At 70.4% G+C, this 15,856-nt stretch carries 17 protein-coding genes and 1 tRNA gene; 9 read left to right on the top strand and 9 right to left on the bottom strand.

Annotated features, from left to right (window positions below):
• Nucleotides 1-72: 72 nt before the first annotated feature.
• A complete protein-coding gene (locus tag C8K30_RS13870) occupies nt 73-786 on the bottom strand; it encodes a GntR family transcriptional regulator (RefSeq protein WP_108493473.1) in 714 nt (237 codons plus the stop codon).
• 173 nt (nt 787-959) lie between these two features.
• Between C8K30_RS13870 and C8K30_RS13865 the strand changes: the two genes are divergently transcribed.
• Nucleotides 960-1,046: transfer RNA gene (locus tag C8K30_RS13865), tRNA-Ser, on the top strand.
• Between the two features lie 69 nt (nt 1,047-1,115).
• On the opposite strand, the gene xerC is transcribed toward C8K30_RS13865, so the two are convergent.
• Nucleotides 1,116-1,979 carry a tyrosine recombinase XerC gene (gene xerC / locus C8K30_RS13860; RefSeq protein WP_146197469.1) on the bottom strand — a complete coding sequence of 288 codons (864 nt, stop codon included), beginning with the start codon at nt 1,977-1,979 and terminating at the stop codon, nt 1,116-1,118.
• 187 nt (nt 1,980-2,166) lie between these two features.
• Between xerC and C8K30_RS13855 the strand changes: the two genes are divergently transcribed.
• The 3 genes from C8K30_RS13855 (at nt 2,167) to C8K30_RS13840 (ending at nt 4,399) form a co-directional block, all read left to right on the top strand.
• Nucleotides 2,167-2,799: a hypothetical protein gene (locus tag C8K30_RS13855; protein ID WP_146197468.1), complete on the top strand. Its 633-nt coding sequence runs from the start codon at nt 2,167-2,169 to the stop codon at nt 2,797-2,799.
• A gap of 883 nt (nt 2,800-3,682) precedes the next feature.
• On the top strand, nt 3,683-3,889 hold the full coding sequence (locus C8K30_RS13845; protein ID WP_146197467.1) for a hypothetical protein: 207 nt from the start codon (nt 3,683-3,685) through the stop codon (nt 3,887-3,889).
• A gap of 42 nt (nt 3,890-3,931) precedes the next feature.
• Nucleotides 3,932-4,399 (top strand): hypothetical protein, encoded by a 468-nt coding sequence (locus C8K30_RS13840; protein WP_108493468.1) that lies wholly within the window; start codon nt 3,932-3,934, stop codon nt 4,397-4,399.
• A gap of 27 nt (nt 4,400-4,426) precedes the next feature.
• On the opposite strand, the gene C8K30_RS13835 is transcribed toward C8K30_RS13840, so the two are convergent.
• Nucleotides 4,427-4,753, bottom strand: a complete 327-nt coding sequence (locus tag C8K30_RS13835; protein WP_108493467.1) for a hypothetical protein — start codon at nt 4,751-4,753, stop codon at nt 4,427-4,429.
• 314 nt (nt 4,754-5,067) lie between these two features.
• On the opposite strand from C8K30_RS13835, the gene C8K30_RS13830 reads away from it, so the two are divergent.
• On the top strand, nt 5,068-5,991 hold the full coding sequence (locus C8K30_RS13830; protein ID WP_108493466.1) for an LD-carboxypeptidase: 924 nt from the start codon (nt 5,068-5,070) through the stop codon (nt 5,989-5,991).
• 51 nt (nt 5,992-6,042) lie between these two features.
• Here C8K30_RS13830 and C8K30_RS13825 read toward each other — a convergent pair whose 3' ends face one another.
• The gene (locus C8K30_RS13825) at nt 6,043-6,915 is read right to left on the bottom strand and encodes an esterase family protein (RefSeq protein ID WP_108493465.1); all 873 of its coding nucleotides are present in this window, start codon (nt 6,913-6,915) and stop codon (nt 6,043-6,045) included.
• Nucleotides 6,916-7,195: 280 nt separating this feature from the next.
• On the opposite strand from C8K30_RS13825, the gene C8K30_RS13820 reads away from it, so the two are divergent.
• Nucleotides 7,196-7,603 (top strand): carboxymuconolactone decarboxylase family protein, encoded by a 408-nt coding sequence (locus C8K30_RS13820; RefSeq protein ID WP_108493464.1) that lies wholly within the window; start codon nt 7,196-7,198, stop codon nt 7,601-7,603.
• A gap of 39 nt (nt 7,604-7,642) precedes the next feature.
• Here C8K30_RS13820 and C8K30_RS13815 read toward each other — a convergent pair whose 3' ends face one another.
• On the bottom strand, nt 7,643-8,023 hold the full coding sequence (locus C8K30_RS13815; RefSeq protein WP_108493463.1) for a helix-turn-helix domain-containing protein: 381 nt from the start codon (nt 8,021-8,023) through the stop codon (nt 7,643-7,645).
• A 125-nt stretch (nt 8,024-8,148) separates the two neighbouring features.
• Here C8K30_RS13815 and C8K30_RS13810 point away from each other — a divergent pair, with 125 nt between their 5' ends.
• Together C8K30_RS13810 and C8K30_RS31260 are read left to right on the top strand one after the other, a co-directional pair.
• Complete coding sequence (locus C8K30_RS13810; protein WP_108493462.1) at nt 8,149-9,111, top strand: NAD(P)-dependent oxidoreductase; 963 nt, start codon at nt 8,149-8,151, stop codon at nt 9,109-9,111.
• The gene (locus C8K30_RS31260; RefSeq protein WP_233257173.1) at nt 9,108-9,437 is read left to right on the top strand and encodes an NAD(P)-binding domain-containing protein; all 330 of its coding nucleotides are present in this window, start codon (nt 9,108-9,110) and stop codon (nt 9,435-9,437) included. Before C8K30_RS13810 ends, C8K30_RS31260 begins: the two co-directional genes overlap by 4 nt.
• Before the next feature lie 9 nt (nt 9,438-9,446).
• Here C8K30_RS31260 and C8K30_RS13800 read toward each other — a convergent pair whose 3' ends face one another.
• From C8K30_RS13800 to C8K30_RS13785, 4 genes are all read right to left on the bottom strand, one after another.
• Nucleotides 9,447-10,568, bottom strand: a complete 1,122-nt coding sequence (locus C8K30_RS13800) for an SGNH/GDSL hydrolase family protein (RefSeq protein WP_108493461.1) — start codon at nt 10,566-10,568, stop codon at nt 9,447-9,449.
• A 1-nt stretch (nt 10,569) separates the two neighbouring features.
• Nucleotides 10,570-11,880 carry a glycosyltransferase gene (locus C8K30_RS13795; protein ID WP_233257172.1) on the bottom strand — a complete coding sequence of 437 codons (1,311 nt, stop codon included), beginning with the start codon at nt 11,878-11,880 and terminating at the stop codon, nt 10,570-10,572.
• Nucleotide 11,881: 1 nt separating this feature from the next.
• Nucleotides 11,882-13,027, bottom strand: coding sequence for a glycosyltransferase family 1 protein (locus C8K30_RS13790; RefSeq protein WP_108493460.1), 1,146 nt, complete (start codon nt 13,025-13,027; stop codon nt 11,882-11,884).
• Between the two features lie 160 nt (nt 13,028-13,187).
• Nucleotides 13,188-14,504 (bottom strand): glycosyltransferase 87 family protein, encoded by a 1,317-nt coding sequence (locus C8K30_RS13785; RefSeq protein ID WP_108493459.1) that lies wholly within the window; start codon nt 14,502-14,504, stop codon nt 13,188-13,190.
• A gap of 102 nt (nt 14,505-14,606) precedes the next feature.
• Here C8K30_RS13785 and C8K30_RS13780 point away from each other — a divergent pair, with 102 nt between their 5' ends.
• Nucleotides 14,607-15,836, top strand: coding sequence for an Nramp family divalent metal transporter (locus tag C8K30_RS13780; protein WP_108493458.1), 1,230 nt, complete (start codon nt 14,607-14,609; stop codon nt 15,834-15,836).
• Nucleotides 15,837-15,856: the final 20 nt, after the last annotated feature.

The following is a 15,856-nucleotide window of genomic DNA, read 5'->3' as shown; positions in this document are numbered from 1 at the left end:
CTGTGTTGCGCTGCGTAGACAATGTGCACTGTCAGTGACACGGCCCGAGCGCGTGATCCAGGTCGGCGGGCGTCAGGCGGATTCGTGCGGAGTGCGGCGGGAGTATGCGGCCGCGACGGTTCGCTCCGACTGGACGAGGTAGTCGTCGAGCTCCGCGGCGGCGGCCGCGCTGTCCCCGGCGAGCGTCATCTCCAGGATCCGGGCATTGCGCACGACGTAGGGGGCGTGCAGGTACTCCGGGTTCGCGAGCAGGCCGAACGCGAGGCGAAGCTCGGCCGAGATAGTGGCGTAGAGCCGGTCCAGGTGCTCGCTGTCGGACAGCGCGACGATCCCCCGGTGGAACTCCATGTTGGCCGTTCCGGCCGTGCGCCAGTCCTTCTCGTCGCGCGCCCGTTCCGCCGTCTCGACGGCTTCGCGCATGATGTTCGTCGCCGGGTGGCCGGGCAGCGCGTCCCGCAGGGCCTGACCCTCGATCATGCGGCGCACGCGGTAGATGTCGAGGATCGACGCGAGCGTGGGCACGGCCACCATGACGCCGGCGTGTGGGCGTCGGACGAGCAGGTTCTCGTGGGTGAGCACGCGGAACGCCTCGCGGAGGGTGTTGCGGGACACTGCGAGGGTCTCGGCCACCGTCTTCTCCGAGAGCCGTTCGCCCGGCTGCGCCGTGCCCGTGATGATCCACGAGCGGATCGAGGCCGCGGTGCGCTCGACAAGGTCGCCGGCCTTGGCCTCCGACAGGCCGGCCGCTACCTCGGGAAGGGGCTCTGCGTCAGCGGTCGTCGCCATGCACACACTCTACGGTCGTGTGTGGGTCGCCGGACGTGGCCGGCCGTATCGTCGGACAACTGTCGGTTGGGTGAGACGCTCACCACGGTGCGGCGGGTGTGCGGCAATCGATTCGTGGAACCGGGCTTCGACCAGGTATCCTGCTACGGCCCGCTGCTGATGCGGCGGGCGAAGGTAGCGTGTCCGAGCGGCCTAAGGAGCACGCCTCGAAAGCGTGTGTGGGTGAAAGTCCACCGTGGGTTCAAATCCCACCGCTACCGCACACTGAAGGCCCCCAACCGCAGAACTATGCGGATCTGGGGGCCTTCGTCATGCCGGGCGGTCCATTTTCAGTCCGAATTGGCTTCCGGGGCATCGTCAGCCTCTGCCTGCTGGACGAGCTGATCAATGACGATCCGCAGGTCGGGCGCGATGTGCGTTCGGTCCACATAGTGCCGCACGGTCGTGCCCTCATCAGCGTGACCGAGCAGTGCCGTCGCATTCCCGATCGTGGTCTGATTCGCTACCTGCGTCGCGATCGTGCGGCGGAAGTCGTGCGGCGTCACGGTGATACCCGTTCCCTCGCGCGCCTGGCGCAGTTGCTCCCGAACTCGACCAGGGGAGCGGGGCGTTGCCTCCGTCGACGGGAACACGAGCTTGTCCGTCCCGCCGTCGAGGCCGAGCCCGATCGCCTCGCGAAGCGCCGTGACGACGAAGTCCGGCAGCGTGATCGTGCGTCGTGACGTGTCCGACTTCGGCTTGGGCTGTCGTGCCAGCCGGCCCTTGACCGTCCCTTCCAATGTCGTCTCTTCGACGCGTACGACCGTGCCTGTCACAGTGAGCGTGGGCACCTCGGCGTCCAGGTCAAGGTCCGACTGCCGCAGCGCCAGGCACTCACCGATGCGCAGCCCCGTGCCGATCATCGTGTCCACGATCTGGGGCAGGAGCGTGATGCTCCGCGTGCCCCGAGTAGCAGGCGGTCGAGTTTCCCAGCGACGAACAGCGGCCCGAAGCCTCACGATTTCGTCCAGGTTGAGGGTGTGCACCGAACCCCGCCTTGGCTTGCGCACCGTCACCGCGTCACGAACTGGATTGAACGGTGCCGCGTAGCTAACGCACATCATCATGATCTGCGAGAGCACGTTGCGCGTCTGCCGTGCGGTGTCGTGCTTGCCGGCAGCACTCAACGCCATCAGGACTCGATTCACAGCCACCGGAGTTACCTCCCGCACCCGCAAGGCACCCAGCGCCGGCCGCGGCTCGCGATCAAGGGCGCGGCTACGCCGCGCCGGCAGCGCCAGGCGGGGTGCGGTGGGGACCCCCGCGACCTCCGGCGCCCGGGGGTGCCCCCGGCCGCACCCCCACCGCACCCCGCCTGGCGCTGCGTGCGAGGATGCGCAGGTGACACGAGAGCTCAAACGGGCCGTGACGACGGCACGAGATCGGCTGGTGGCCTCGGGTTACGCCGACCGTGACGCCCACAGAGAGTTAACCAAAGCCGAGAGGCAGCTCGCGGCAGCACGAGGCGAACCCTGGGCCGAACCGATGGACCTGGCTGCGCAGTGGGACACAGGAGCACCGCTGCCGCACCTCGTCTCGAACGGGTCCGCCGCCGTGCTGATCTGCTACGCATCTACGGTCGACCCGAACTGGGACGGCACTTACGCCACGGTTGTGTCGCCGACCGATCCAATGCCCGCGCAGCTGCTCGAGTTCACTTTCGGGCACTGCCACGCGACCAAGTTCGGCGGCCCGAACGACGAAGTGATCAGCGGCCACCCTCTGTTCAGCCGAGGACTCGAACCATACGAACCTCACATCGTCCACAACTCGCCCTGGATCGCCGAAGAGGAACGCATCAACTCCGTCCACCCTCTCCACCAAGGTGGGTGGTCGCAGAGGCTCAAGCACTACTTCTTCATGTTCCATGACGAAACGTTCGAGGCCCTGGCGGTTGACCTCAGGGTCGACCAGGTGCACGGAGTCCTGGAGGACCGACTGTTGCACGCGGTTTCCTCGGTGCTTCGGGACTAGGCGTCCTGGAGGTCAGGGGCGGTCTGGGCCCATTCCAGTATCCCCGCGCCCCGGCTCGCACGCCGCGGCCCCCCGCCGTTCCCGCGAGGTTGTCCAGGAGCGCGTGAACACCAGGCGAGTCAGACCTTGGTGGCGGACTGCAGATCGCGGACGGTCACGGCGGCCGGCACCCGTAACCGGCCACGTCGAGCACCCGCCTAACAAACGTCCGCACGACGCCGGCGAGCCAGACCATCCGACGTTGGACACCGGGCCGGAAAGCGTTCACGGCGTCGCAAGCCCTTTGCTCGTCCTTACGGGTTTTCTCTCCGGCCCAGACGTGGTCGTCACGTGGCCACCCGACCAGCAGTAGAGATCTGGTCTCCGCCTCAGTTGTCTGCCTCCGGCGGGCACCTGCTGGAGTCAAGAGGACAGGGACATCGGGGCGACGAGCTGCGGGAAGCCGGAGCGGACGCCGTGGCTTCCGACGTGGCGGAACTCGCGCAATCCAAGGTCACCCGCGAGTCACCCCCGCTACATGCCGACTTTTCTTCTTGGGGTGATGCGACGGAAATACGATCTAGATCACATGATGACGTGTAATCGGATCTTGGAGGTCCGCTATGCCGACCTACTGCGTGAACAGGGACGAGCAGTCCACGGGTGAGCACGAAGTGCACGACCTTGCGTCCAACCAGGGTTGTCTGCCGGACGAGAGAAACAGATTCCTGCTTGGCTACTTCGCGTCGTGTGCTGGTGCGGTCGCGGCAGCGGGGAGGCGCTACGACAACGTCGACGGGTGTCGCTGGTGTGTTCCCGCGTGCCACACGCGCTGAGCACGTGCCTTGGTGTGACGCTTCGCCAATCGCGACGTCGTCGAAGGGCTGGGCTCACGGTCGAGGCCGTGAAGATGCTCGGCGAGCGCGTACACCCCAACACCGGGCGGCTCATGGGCTACGTCGCCTGCGAGGTGAGGAGCGGCACGGCATACGTTGCAGATGCCGAAGAGCTCGCCGACCTCGTCTGGGCCGCGCCGGATCAGCTCACCGACTACATTCTTTACGGCTTCGCACCCATCGTCCAGGACTATCTGACAGTGACGCTGCAGTAGTCCTGGCGCTGTCGGGGCACATTCACCGCTACGGTCTGGGCCATGACTTTTGGGACAGTCGTTCTGAGCCTGTTCGACGGCTTTTTCGGCGCGATCTTCGGCGGCCTGATCGCCGCTTGGATCGCCCTGCACACCGCCAAGCAGGCACTCAATGCCAACGCGGCGGCGCAAGATCGGGACCGGGCGCTGGCCGCCGCGCTCAGGTTCCGCGAGTTCGTCGCGACGTACACGTCAGCGACAGCCGGAGGTGCGCAGCTGGACAACGACATGATCAACCGCTTTTCCCAGGACCAGCACATTGCGCTGAAGAGTGCCCAGTTCGCCAGGCATGGTGACACCGAGTTCGCCGAATGGACCGGCTGGGTGACGATGAGGCTTGTGGAGGGGATTGTCGACTCGCGCAGCGACTACGCGCACGCGGGATGGCTGGGCAACATCGCCAAGATGCTCGAGGGTCGCTTGTTCGAGGGCGCCGAGCTGGAGTACCTCGAACCACCAGCAAGGTCCTGAGCAGCTCGGTTCGAACCAGTGCCCGACCTACCAGCGTCGTGACCGAAGCACCGCTCTCGGCCGACCGCCGCCCAGGACGTGAGTGCGGATCACGGCGGCCGTGTGGTCCTGCCAGTCGCGGGTCAGGTACCAGCCGCACATGCACCGGTACAGGCCGGTGGCGGAGTCGTAGTGGTACTGGCTGTGCGCCGCGATCACCTGGGACAGCTCGCCCGGGTCGAGTGCTGCCTGCAGGGCACGACGCGCGGCGTGGATCCAGTACGTCTGCCGGGCTGGCTTGCGCCGCTCGAACGCGAGGGTGCGGTCCCGGCGGGTATACGCGGCCCGGGCAGCACGCCGCAGCGGGGCACTCACACCCCTGTGACCCGCTGAGCGTGCGGGCCGCCCGGACCTGGCTGGACCGGTCCGGGCATGACGCGGCACGTTCCTCATCGTTGAGCCTTCTTCCTTCCCTGCCCGCGGCCCGCAGTCTCGTTCTGCTTGGCGTGGACACCAAGAGCGCGACCTTGCCTGCGGCGTCGGCCACTTGCGCCCGGCCGGGGTTCTTGCATTCTTGCGCTGTCCGCTTCCGCCGGGCGACCGCGTATGTGATTTGGCATGGAAGTTTCCGCGAACGACCTGGTGGAGGCGGACTCCGCGCTGCCGGTGACCGGGTAGCGTCCACGCACATGTCGCGACTCGCTCGGTCTCGGTCCAATACGGCTCGGCCACGAAGGCTCGAGCCCGACGACGTGATCGCGCTCGTGTCCCCGGCCAGCTGGAGTGAGGACTCCTGGCGCGCGGAAAGCATCGCGACCGTCGAGTCGTGGGGGTTCACAGCCCGCGTCGGGCGGCACGCCACGGATCGGCTCGGGTACATGGCAGGCGGCGATCGTGAGCGCGCCGCAGATCTCAACGCCGCGATCCGCGACCCGGAGGTCAGAGCGATCCTGACGTTGCAAGGCGGGTGCGGAAGCCTGCGGCTGCTCGCCGACGTCGACACCGACGCCCTCCGGGCCGACCCGAAGCCGATCATCGGGTTCAGCGACATCACGGCCCTGCACCAGGTGTGGCACCTGGTCGGCGTCCCGTCGGTCCACGGCGCGGCCGCCGGAACGCGCGCCGGCACCGTCCGACATCTCCTGGTCGGCGGGCACGGCGAGCCGGTGCGGAGCGACATCGGTCAGTACGGCGCCGAGCTCACCACCGGCGGAACCGCCACCGGGACCCTGTTCGGCGGAAACCTCGAGATGCTGGCCCGCAGCGTCGGCGTCGTCGACAACGACCTCGACGGCCACGTCCTCCTGCTGGAGATCAACCGGACGGTCGGCCTGGGCATGGTCGACCGCGCGCTGACCCAGCTCATCCTGTCCGGTGCGCTCGCGGGGATCACGGGTGTGGCGATGGGCACGCTCGAAGGGTTCGAGGGCTACGAGGATCGTGGGTGGACCGTGCTGGACGTCCTCCGCGACAGGCTGGGCCCGCTAGGCGTGCCGATCCTGGCCGGGCTGCCGCTCGGGCACATGGAGAACCCGGTATCGATCCCGCTCGGGGTCGAGTGCGAGCTCGACGCGGACGCGGGGACGTTGAGCGTCGCCCCGTTGGCCGCGTAGAAACGCGGGTTGGCGTTCGCGAGACCGGTCACGACGCCTCAGCTGGACGGGCTACCGCCAGAGCCAGCGCAGGGCATCCGGCAGCAGGACGCCGGCGTGGTTGGGGTTGTGTCCTCCGTCGCCGAGGACGAGGCGGAAGTCGTAGCCGGCTTCGGCCAACGCGGCGGCGACTCGCAGGTTCTCCGCGAGCCAGTTGCGATCGGGCTCGTTCCAGCGCAGGTCGCGATGGCCTGCCTGCATCAGGATCCGCAGGGGTTTGCGCGGCGCCTCGGGGATGAGGGCGGGGTACGGGTTACCGCCCGGCATCTGCGCGAAGCTCGACAGGAAGCACACCGCCCGGCGGAAGCGGTCTGGGTGGTGCCAGGCCACGGTGAAGGCGCAGTTGCCTCCGCTGCTTCCTCCGACGACGGCCCAGCGTTCCGGGTCGTCGCTGACCGCGAAGCGCCGTCTGACCTCGGGGAGGATCTCCTCGACGAGGAATTCGCCGTACCGGGCGTCGAACGCGTCGTACTCGGCGTTGCGGTTCTTGCGCTGATCGGGGTCCTCGACGTCCTCGAATACGCCAGGGTCGACGAAGACGCCGATCGTGACCGGGATGTCGCCGTGGTGGACGAGGTTGTCCAGGACGATCGCGCCGCGGACGTCGCCGTCAGGGTCGAGATACCACCACCCGTCCTGGAAGACGACGAGCCCTGCGGGCTGCGCGGGGTCGTACGCGGCGGGAACGTGGATCCAGACCTTCCGCGACGTGCCGGGATATGCCGTGCTGTTGTCCCAGGGCAGCTCGACGGTGGTGCCGGTTGGGACGCCGGGCCGGCGGGACGAGTCGGGGCCGTGCTCATACCGGACGTCGTCCTGGTCCAGCGGCAGCGGGATGTACGGCTCCAGCGCCCGCTCTGCCGTCGACCGAAACCCCTCATCCATGGGGTGATTCTTCAGCGCCGCGTGCCCGCTGTCGAGATGTACCAACCTGCCATACTTTGCCCTCGTTCGAGGTGTCAGCGGGTGTGTCGTGGCGTCGCCGCCACAGAATCCGGGCCTGCGGGCACCAAAATCCAATTTGACCTGCATGTATGTCTATGGATTGTCTTGCGCCACCGGCCGGTCATCGGTTGAACTGGGTGCGCGCCCACCGGCGCACGCCCTTGTGGCAGTCAATCGAGCCCCACGTCACCCATGCCGGCAGCTCAGAAGGAGAAAAACGATGTCCGAGAACGAGGCGTTGCGCGCAGAGCGATTCGCATCCGGCAAGGTGATCCTCGACTCCGTTCACGACGACCCCGGCCACAATGTCATCGACTCCCTGGCCGACATCGCTCCCGAGCTCGGGCACCAGATCGTCGCGTGGGGCTACGGCGACATCTACGCCCGGCCCGAGCTGGAGCCCCAGCAGCGTCAGCTCGTGACCCTCGGGATACTGACCGCGCTCGGCGGTAGCGAGGCGCAGCTCGAGGTGCACGTCGGTGCGTCGCTCAACGTCGGTCTGACCCCGCAGCAGATCATCGAGGTCTTTCTGCACAGCTCCGTCTACTGCGGGTTCCCGCGCGCCTTGAACGCCGTCGGCGTCGCGCGGAAGGTCTTCACCGAGCGCGGGCTGATGCCGCTGGCCTGAACCTCGGGGCGGCTCTGCTCCTCAAGGTCGCCCCGAGGATCAGGGCCGCGGGAGCGCAGCCGCATCGCGGTGCTCGACCAGCTCGGACCGCTCGCGCCGGATCCGTGCCACACCCCACGCCCCGAGGGGCGCGAGGGCCGCGTTGAGGGTCCGGCCGTGCGCCGTCAGCGAGTACTCCACGCGCGGCGGCACCTCGGCGTGCACCTGCCGGTGCACGAGCCCGTCCGCCTCCAGCTCGCGGAGGTGCTGGGTCAGCATCTTCTCGCTGACGCCCGGCAGCCCGCGCCGCAGCTCCGCGAACCGCCGCATGCCGTGCTCGTCGAGCTCCCAGAGGATCAGGCCCTTCCACTTGCCGCTGACGACGTCGAGCGCGGCGTCGATGCCGCAGATGTAGGGGCCGTTGCGGGGTGCCTTCGCCATCGTGCGCTCCTCCTGGCTGGGTGACTTACCAAGAGGTAAGTACCCCAGTAATTAGTGGGTACTTCCGTGATGGTACGTCGCCCGCTGACGATGACGAGGTTCGCATCGACACGAGGAGATCCTCCATGACCAACCCCGACGACACCGGCGTCACGGTGCTCGGACTGGGCGCTATGGGCAGCGCCCTTGCCACGGCGCTGCTCGACGCCGGCCACGTCACGACCGTCTGGAACCGCACCCCTGACCGCGCGGCCGGCCTGAGCGCGCGGGGCGCCACGGCGGCGTCGGCGATCGGCGAGGCCGTGACGGATCACCCTCTGGTGATCGCCTGCCTCCTCGACCACGCCTCCGTGCACGAGACCCTCGATCCCGTCGTCGACCGGATGCGGGGGAGCGTGCTGGTGAACCTCACCACCACGACGCCGAACGAGGCCCGCGAGCTCGCCACCTGGGCGGCGGGGCACGGCGTCGGCTACCTCGACGGCGCGATCATGGCGACCCCGCCGATGATCGGCACCCCGGAGGCGTCAATCCTGTACAGCGGCTCCGAAGAGGTGTTCGACGCCGTCCGGCCGGTGCTCGACCGCTGGGCCACGAGCACCCACGACGGCGCGGACAGCGGCCTGGCCTCGCTGTTCGACCTGGCGATGCTCTCGGGGATGTACACCATGTTCGCCGGCTTCCTCCATGGGGCCGCGATGGTCGGCTCGGTCGGCGTGAGCGCCACCGAGTACGCGGCGCGCGCCACACCGTTCCTCAGCGCCATGACTGCCGGCTTCGCCCACCACGCCGGCGTGATCGACGGCGGCGACTACACCGCCCCGGGCCAGCAGAGCCTCGACTTCTCCGACCTCAGCCACATCGTGCGCGCGAGCGAGGAACAGGGCGTCGATCCTGTGCCCATCGCCGCCGTACAAGAGCTGATCAGCAAGCAGATCGCCGAGGGCCACGGTGCGGAGGGGTTCGCCAGGCTCTACGAGAGCCTGCGGGCCGACCGCGCCGACCGCGCCGACACTGCCGACCAGGCCGGCCGCGCCGCTAGCGCCGCCAGCGCCGACCGCGCCGACCGGACGGAGGCCCTCCGATGAGCACCCCCGTCACCCTGATCGGCCTCGGCCCGATGGGCCAGGCCATGGTCCGGACCTTGCTCGCCGAGGGTCACCAGGTAACGGTCTGGAACCGGACGCCCAGCCGCGCCGCCGACGTCGTCGCGGCCGGCGCCAAGCTCGCGGCCACACCCGCGGACGCCCTCGCGGCGAGCGAGCTCCTGATCCTGAGCCTCGCCGACGGCCTGCCCGCGGCGGTCCAGGCGTACTACACCTGGGCCCGCGAGCACGGTCACGGGGGCGACAACTGGACCCGGATCATCGACGCCATGCGTCCGCAGGCCGTGGACGTCGTTCCCGCGGCCTGAGCCGCCGGGTCAGCTCCGGCCGATGCGACGGCGGGGGTCCAGGCCCGAGTCGGCGAAGCTCGTCACCATGCCGCCGGGCGTGAACGCCCGCTCCGAGCGCAGGTCGTGCACGACGGCGCGGAGCAGGCCGGGCAGGAAGTCCCGGCCCCTGCGCACGCACCACGGCAGCCCGGCCCCGAGGAGCCAGACCAGTCGTCGCCACGCCGACGGCGGGTCGGGCGCCTCGGGGAGCCGGGCGGCGAGGGCTGTCGCCCGCGCCCCGCACGACGTATGCCCGGCCGGGGTCGCCTGCCCGGCAAGTGCCGTCTGTCCGACGGCGGGCGCCTCGCCCGGAGCGATCTCGTACACCGGGTCCAGGTTCGCCAGCGCGATCGCGACGCCCAGCGCCAGCCGACGGTGCCCGGCCGGCGACGGGTGCACCCGGTCGACGTGCCAGGCCCTGGCCCCGGCGGGTGCGATTGCGTGCACGGCGTCCACGACGACGACCCGTCCGCGCGCCGAGATCGGTCTCTTGCTCAGTCCTTGATCCGAGATCGGTTCCTTGCCTCGAGATCGGTCCATCGGTTGACCGATCTCGAGGCAACCGACCGATCTCGGTGTCGCCTCACTGCAAGGGACCGAACTCGCAGCCGGTCCACCGGCATCCGGATCGCTCGCCCGAGCGGCCGCCGCCACCTCCTCCACCGCCGCGTTGATCGACGCGACCCGGCGTCGCATGACGCGGCGCACGAGCCGCGGGCTGAGCTCGAAGAGGCCGATCACCGGCAGCCGCACGAGCACGACGTCGGTACCGGCGCCGCACAGCTCGCTGACGCACCGGTGCAGGTCGGCGAGCATGAGCCGCGCGTCGAAGTCGCTGCGGAGCACGTCGTTGCCACCCACGAGCACGGTCGCGAGCCGGGGCCGCAGCGCGAGCGCGGCGTCGAGCTGGGTGTCCGCGACGTCGCGGGAGCGGGCGCCGTTGGTGGCGAGGTTGGTGAACTGCCCCACGCCGAGCACGGCCGCGAGATGCGCGGCCCAGCCGGGGCCGTGCACGGCGTCGGGACCGACGGTGTCGCCGACGCCCACGGTGATCGAGTCACCGAGGGCGACCAGTCGGAAGCAGCGCTCGCGTCCCGCCGGCGAGGTCATCTCACCGTCGCCCCACAGTGCCCACGTGGATCGGGCCGGTCGTATCGGGGGCGACCGGGTCGGGGACCACCGGAGCAGGGACCGCCGGCTCGGCGTGCTCGAGCCGGGCCGGCTCGTGGACCACGGGATCCGGCGCCAGGTCGAAGGCCTTACGAGAGTGCAGCTCGAGCATCGCGTCGCCGGTGGCGCTCCACGGGAAGAGCTCGGCGCGGGCGCGGGCCGCCTTGCGCCGCTGGTCCACGTCGCGGTCCAGCACGTCGTGCAGCGCGAGGGCGAGCGCCGCCGCGTCCGGCGGGGCGGACGCGCCGGCAGTACCGACCACCTCGGGAAGCGCGCTCGACGAGCTGCAGACCACCGGCGTCCCGGACGCCAGCGCCTCCAGCGCAGCGAGCCCGAACGTCTCGATCGGTCCGGGTGCGACGACGACGTCGGCGCAGGTCAGCAGGGTTGCGAGCCGGTCGCGATCGGGGATGAACGAGAGGAACCGGTGCGGCAGCCCGGCGGCCTCCGCCCGGCGCCGCATCTTCGGCAGGAGCGGCCCGGAGCCCGCGACGACGAGCCGCACGGGGCGGCCGTCCCGCATGAGCTGGGCCGCGGCGTCGATCGCGAGGTCGGGCCGCTTCTCCGTGGACTGGCGGCTCGCGAGCACGATGAGCGTGGTCCCGGGCGGCGCGTACTGGGCGCGGGCCTCGTCCGAGTACCGATCGGGCCGGAACCGCTCCAGGTCCACGCCCAGCGGCACCCGGTACAGCGGCGGGAGCGCGGCGCCCCGCACGCGGGCGGCCAGGCGCTCCACCTCGCCCGCCGCGAACTGGGTGGTGGCCACGAGCCGGTCGAACCGGGTGAGCGTGGCGAGGTTGTACCGGTCGGCCAGCGCCGGCGTCGCCGCTGCGCCGAAGGCCGCCGCGTGGCCGCCCTCGGCGCCGCCGGGGAGCCAGGACCGCAGCACGCCGTCGACCCGCTCGTGCAGCATCATCAGCGACGGGACGCCGGCCTCGCGGGCCCAGTCGCCCAGGCCGGCGAGGGTGGTGCGGTCGCTCACCTCGAGGCGGTCGGGCGCGATCGTCTCGAGCAGGCCGCGCATCTTGCCGGTCTGCACGACGGCGCGGTATCCGCCGGAGAACGGCACGCGCGGCGCCGCCAGGCTGACGACGCGGACGCCGTCCACGAGCGTTACCCCGTCCCGCTTGCCCGGCACGACGAGCACTGGTTCGTGCCCCCGGGCCAGGTACTGCCCGGCCATGGCGTGCATTGCGGTTCGGATGCCCCCGGAGCGGGGGCTGTAGAAGTTCGCTACGTGGACGATTCGCAAGTCATACCTCCGCTGAGCCGGCTCTCGCGTGCACCCGGATCGCGTCGTCGTAGTGCCCCATGAGCTCGGCGCAGATGTCGTGCCACGTGCGGCCCTCGGCGCGCTCGCGCGCCGCGGTCCCGAAGGCCCGCCGCTTGCGCTCGTCGCCCACCAGGTCGACGACGCGGGCGCGGAGCGCCTCGTGGTCACCAGGAGGGTACAGCCAGCCGTCGTGGGAGTGCCGGACGATGTCCAGGGGGCCGCCCGCGGCGGGCGCGACGACGGGGACGCCGCTGGCGTGCGCCTCCTGCAGCGTCTGGCCGAAGGTCTCCAGCTCGCCCGGGTGCACGAACACGTCGAGGCTCGCCATGGCCCGCGACAGCTCGGCGCCGCGCAGCAGCCCCGTGAAGTGGGCGCCGGGCAGGACCTGCCGCAGCTCGTCCCGCTCGGGCCCGTCGCCGACGATCACGAGGCGCACGTTCGGCAGGCCCTGCAGCACACGCAGCGCCTCGACCTGCTTCTCGGCCGCCAGGCGGCCCACGTAGCCCACGAGGATGTCCCGGCCTGCGCCGATCCGGCGGCGCCACGCCTCGTCCCGGAACTGCGGGTGGAACGCCTGCGTGTCGACGCCCCGCCCCCACAGGCGCAGGTTGGGGATGCCGTGGTTCTCGAGCTGCCGCATGGTCGCGGTCGACGGCGCGAGCGTCATCGTCGCGCGCTCGTGGATGTCCTTGACCCGCTTCCAGAGCAGCGGTTCGAAGTGGCCCAGGCCGTAGCGCGCCGCGTAGCCGGGCACCTCGGTCTGGTAGACGGCGACGCTCGGCAGGCGCAGCCGCTCGGCGGCCAGGATGCCGCGCCAGCCGAGGATGAACGGCGAGGCAAGGTGGACGACGTCGGGCGCGAACGTCGCGAGCGTGCGCTCGGTACGCCACTTCTTGCCGACGACCAGCCGCACGTCCGGGTACCCCGGGAAGCCGATCGAGCCGAGCTCGACCACCGGGGCGCCGCTGACGAAGGGCGGGACGTGGCCGATGGCGGCGTCGGCGTCGGGCGCGAGGACCATCGCCTGGTCTCCCCGCTCCTGCAGGTGCTCAAGGACCCGCAGGACGGAGTTGGTGACTCCGTTGACCTGCGGGAGGAAACTCTCCGCAACGATGGCTACTCGCACCCTACGAACCTGCCGGTCGTCGATGTCCGGACAGAGTCTTCCGTGCGGCGAGTCGGGGAACGGGTGGCGTCGAGACGGTAACCGCAACACACGATGTCACGATCCCGACCGTAGCGGAGCCACCATGCACCTGGCATGAGGAACACCGCTGAACAGGCCCTCAACCTGCCCTGGAAGCCACCTGGCGGGACAGGGCGACCTGGACCAGCCGGACCACCGCGCCGACCAGCAGCGCGACGAGGAGCGCGTTGCGCAGGGCGCCGATGCTCGTGGCCAGCGGCCAGCCGCCGAGGAACTCGCCGTACTTGAGCGGGTAGATCTCCATGGTCAGCCGTGCGACGACCAGGGTGCCCAGAGCGGGCACGAACCACGTGCGGCGCGTGCCCTGGCTGCGGGTGCCGAGCGCGATCGCCGCGGCGATGGGCGGCCCGATCCACGCGATGAACTGCGGCGAGCCCACCTTGTTGAAGACGATGAGGGCCAGCAGCTCGGCGGCGGCGCCGATCAGCAGGATGTCTCCGACACGGTCGGGCCGACGTCGGGCCGCCAACCAGATGAGCGCCGCGATCAGGAGCGCGGCGACCGGGAGCGCGACGTCGAGCGCCTGCGCGACGGCGTCGGCGCCGTCGCCGAGCACCTCGTAGGTGTAGATGACGTCGTCGTACTCGACCTGGATCGAGGGGTCCCAGAGCCGGGCCACGGTGAACGGCGTGGCGCCGACGGCCTCGACCTGCAGCTGGCGGTCACCCTGCTCGCCGAAGACGTCGAGCACGTTGTCCTGCCCGCCGCCCGCGAAGGCGATGCCGATGACGACGGCGCAGACCGCCGCACCCGGCAGCACCACGTTCCGCACGAACGCCCTGGCGTTCGACGCCGTCGCGGCCAGCGCGAGGGCCACCGCGCCCGGGGCGATCTTGATCCAGGCGCCGACGGTGGCCAGCGTCATAGCGAGCGCAGGGCGCCGGGCCGCGATGACGAGCGCGACGAGGATGATCGGCGCGAGCAGGCCGTCGAGCCGGCCGATCCAGATGGGCCCGAGCATCACGAGGAAGAAGAGCCAGAACCAGACGGCGGCGCGGCCGCGGGGGCGGGCCCGGCCGAGCACCGCGACGGCGACGGCGTTGGCGGCCGTGACCAGGCCCATCCACACCCAGTCGTAGGCGGGTGTGGACTCGGTGAGCAGTGCGGGGATGAGCATGGGCCCGAGGGCGCCGAGCGGGTACACCCAGTCGTAGTTGAAGACTGGCCACCACCCGACGTCCATGCCGTTGCGGACCCACCACTCGTACAGGTTCACGTCGCCGAGGATCTGCGCCTCGAACACCCAGGTCTGCAGGATGATCCAGCCGTGCGCCAGCGCGAACGCGACCCAGAGGGCCGGCCAGGACGAGAGCACACGGGTGGCGGACCGCAGGATGTCCTGGCCCACGGCGTTGGGGGTTGTCGACTGGTCTGACGGGCTCGGCACGGGCCACATCCTTGCACTGATCGAGGACTGTGTCGGTGATCGGTCGATATGGGTACAAGTTCGATAGATCGCGAGTTAGAGTTCGGGTACCCGAACTTCTAGGGAGAGCAGATGACTCGCACCGCCACGGCGCCACGTACCGGCCGCGCGCGTCTGCTTGTGCTGCTCGGGCCCGCCTTCGTGGCGGCCATCGCCTACGTGGACCCCGGCAATGTCGCCGCGAACCTCACCGCCGGCGCGCGGTTCGGCTACCTGCTCGTCTGGGTGCTCGTGGCGGCCAACGCGATGGCCGTACTGGTGCAGTACCTGTCGGCCAAGCTCGGCGTGGTCACGGGCCGGTCGCTGCCCGAGGTGCTGGGGGAGCGGCTGCCCCGCCCGGCGCGCCTCGCCTACTGGGTCCAGGCCGAGGTTGTCGCCGCGGCGACGGACCTCGCCGAGGTGATCGGCGGGGCGATCGCGCTGAACCTGCTGTTCGGCGTGCCGCTCGTGCTGGGCGGGATCGTCACCGGGGTCGTGTCGCTGCTGGTCCTCGCGGTGCAGCAGCGGCGGGGCCAGCGGGCCTTCGAGGGGGTCGTCACCTCGATGCTCGCGGTGCTCGCCGTCGGCTTCTGCGCCGGGCTCTTCTTCTCCCCGCCGGACCCGGCGGGCATGCTGGCCGGTCTGGTGCCCCGCCTGGCCGGCACGGACTCCGTGCTCCTGGCGGCCTCCATGCTCGGCGCCACGGTGATGCCGCACGCGATCTACCTGCACTCCTCGCTGGCCCGGGACCACCTGCACGCGCCGTCGACGTCAGTGCCGCGCATCCTGCGTGCCACGCGGATCGACGTCGTGCTGGCGCTGGTCCTGGCCGGGAGCGTGAACATCGCGATGCTCCTGCTCGCGGCCGCGAACCTGGCCGGCCGGGAGGGGACCGACACCATCGAGGGCGCGCACGCCGCGATCACCGGCACGCTCGGGCCCGTGGTGGGCGTGCTGTTCGCGATCGGGCTGCTGGCGTCGGGGCTCGCGTCCACGTCCGTCGGGGCGTATGCCGGGGCGGAGATCATGTCCGGCCTGCTGCGGATCCGCGTGTCGCTGCTGACCCGCCGCCTGGTCACGCTGCTGCCCGCGATCGTGCTGCTCATGACCGGGATCTCGCCCACCTGGCTGCTGGTAGTGAGCCAGGTGGTGCTGAGCTTCGGCATCCCGTTCGCGATGATCCCGCTCGTGCGGCTCACCCGGGACCGTGAGCTCCTGGGCGAGCACCGGAACGCCGTGACCACCCAGGTGCTGGCCTGGGTGGTCGCGGGCGTGATCGTGGCGCTGAACGTCACCCTGCTCTGGCTCACGTTCACCGGCTGAACGTCGCGCGGGGCGGGGCG

Origin of the sequence: Promicromonospora sp. AC04 (assembly GCF_003058225.1) — a bacterium.
Lineage (GTDB): Bacteria > Actinomycetota > Actinomycetes > Actinomycetales > Cellulomonadaceae > Promicromonospora.
The sequence above is the reverse complement of the archived record's forward strand: the minus strand, read 5'-3'. Positions and strand labels throughout refer to the sequence as shown.

Bases quoted from the DNA above. Each gene is read 5' to 3' on its own strand.
- C8K30_RS13870 (WP_108493473.1), bottom strand. From the start codon at position 786: ATGGCGACGACCGCTGACGCAGAGCCCCTTCCCGAGGTAGCGGCCGGC.
- C8K30_RS13840 (WP_108493468.1), top strand. From the start codon at position 3,932: ATGACTTTTGGGACAGTCGTTCTGAGCCTGTTCGACGGCTTTTTCGGC.
- C8K30_RS13830 (WP_108493466.1), top strand. From the start codon at position 5,068: ATGTCGCGACTCGCTCGGTCTCGGTCCAATACGGCTCGGCCACGAAGG.
- C8K30_RS13825 (WP_108493465.1), bottom strand. From the start codon at position 6,915: ATGGATGAGGGGTTTCGGTCGACGGCAGAGCGGGCGCTGGAGCCGTAC.
- C8K30_RS13820 (WP_108493464.1), top strand. From the start codon at position 7,196: ATGTCCGAGAACGAGGCGTTGCGCGCAGAGCGATTCGCATCCGGCAAG.
- C8K30_RS13815 (WP_108493463.1), bottom strand. From the start codon at position 8,023: ATGGCGAAGGCACCCCGCAACGGCCCCTACATCTGCGGCATCGACGCC.
- C8K30_RS13810 (WP_108493462.1), top strand. From the start codon at position 8,149: ATGACCAACCCCGACGACACCGGCGTCACGGTGCTCGGACTGGGCGCT.
- C8K30_RS31260 (WP_233257173.1), top strand. From the start codon at position 9,108: ATGAGCACCCCCGTCACCCTGATCGGCCTCGGCCCGATGGGCCAGGCC.
- C8K30_RS13800 (WP_108493461.1), bottom strand. From the start codon at position 10,568: ATGACCTCGCCGGCGGGACGCGAGCGCTGCTTCCGACTGGTCGCCCTC.
- C8K30_RS13785 (WP_108493459.1), bottom strand. From the start codon at position 14,504: ATGTGGCCCGTGCCGAGCCCGTCAGACCAGTCGACAACCCCCAACGCC.
- C8K30_RS13780 (WP_108493458.1), top strand. From the start codon at position 14,607: ATGACTCGCACCGCCACGGCGCCACGTACCGGCCGCGCGCGTCTGCTT.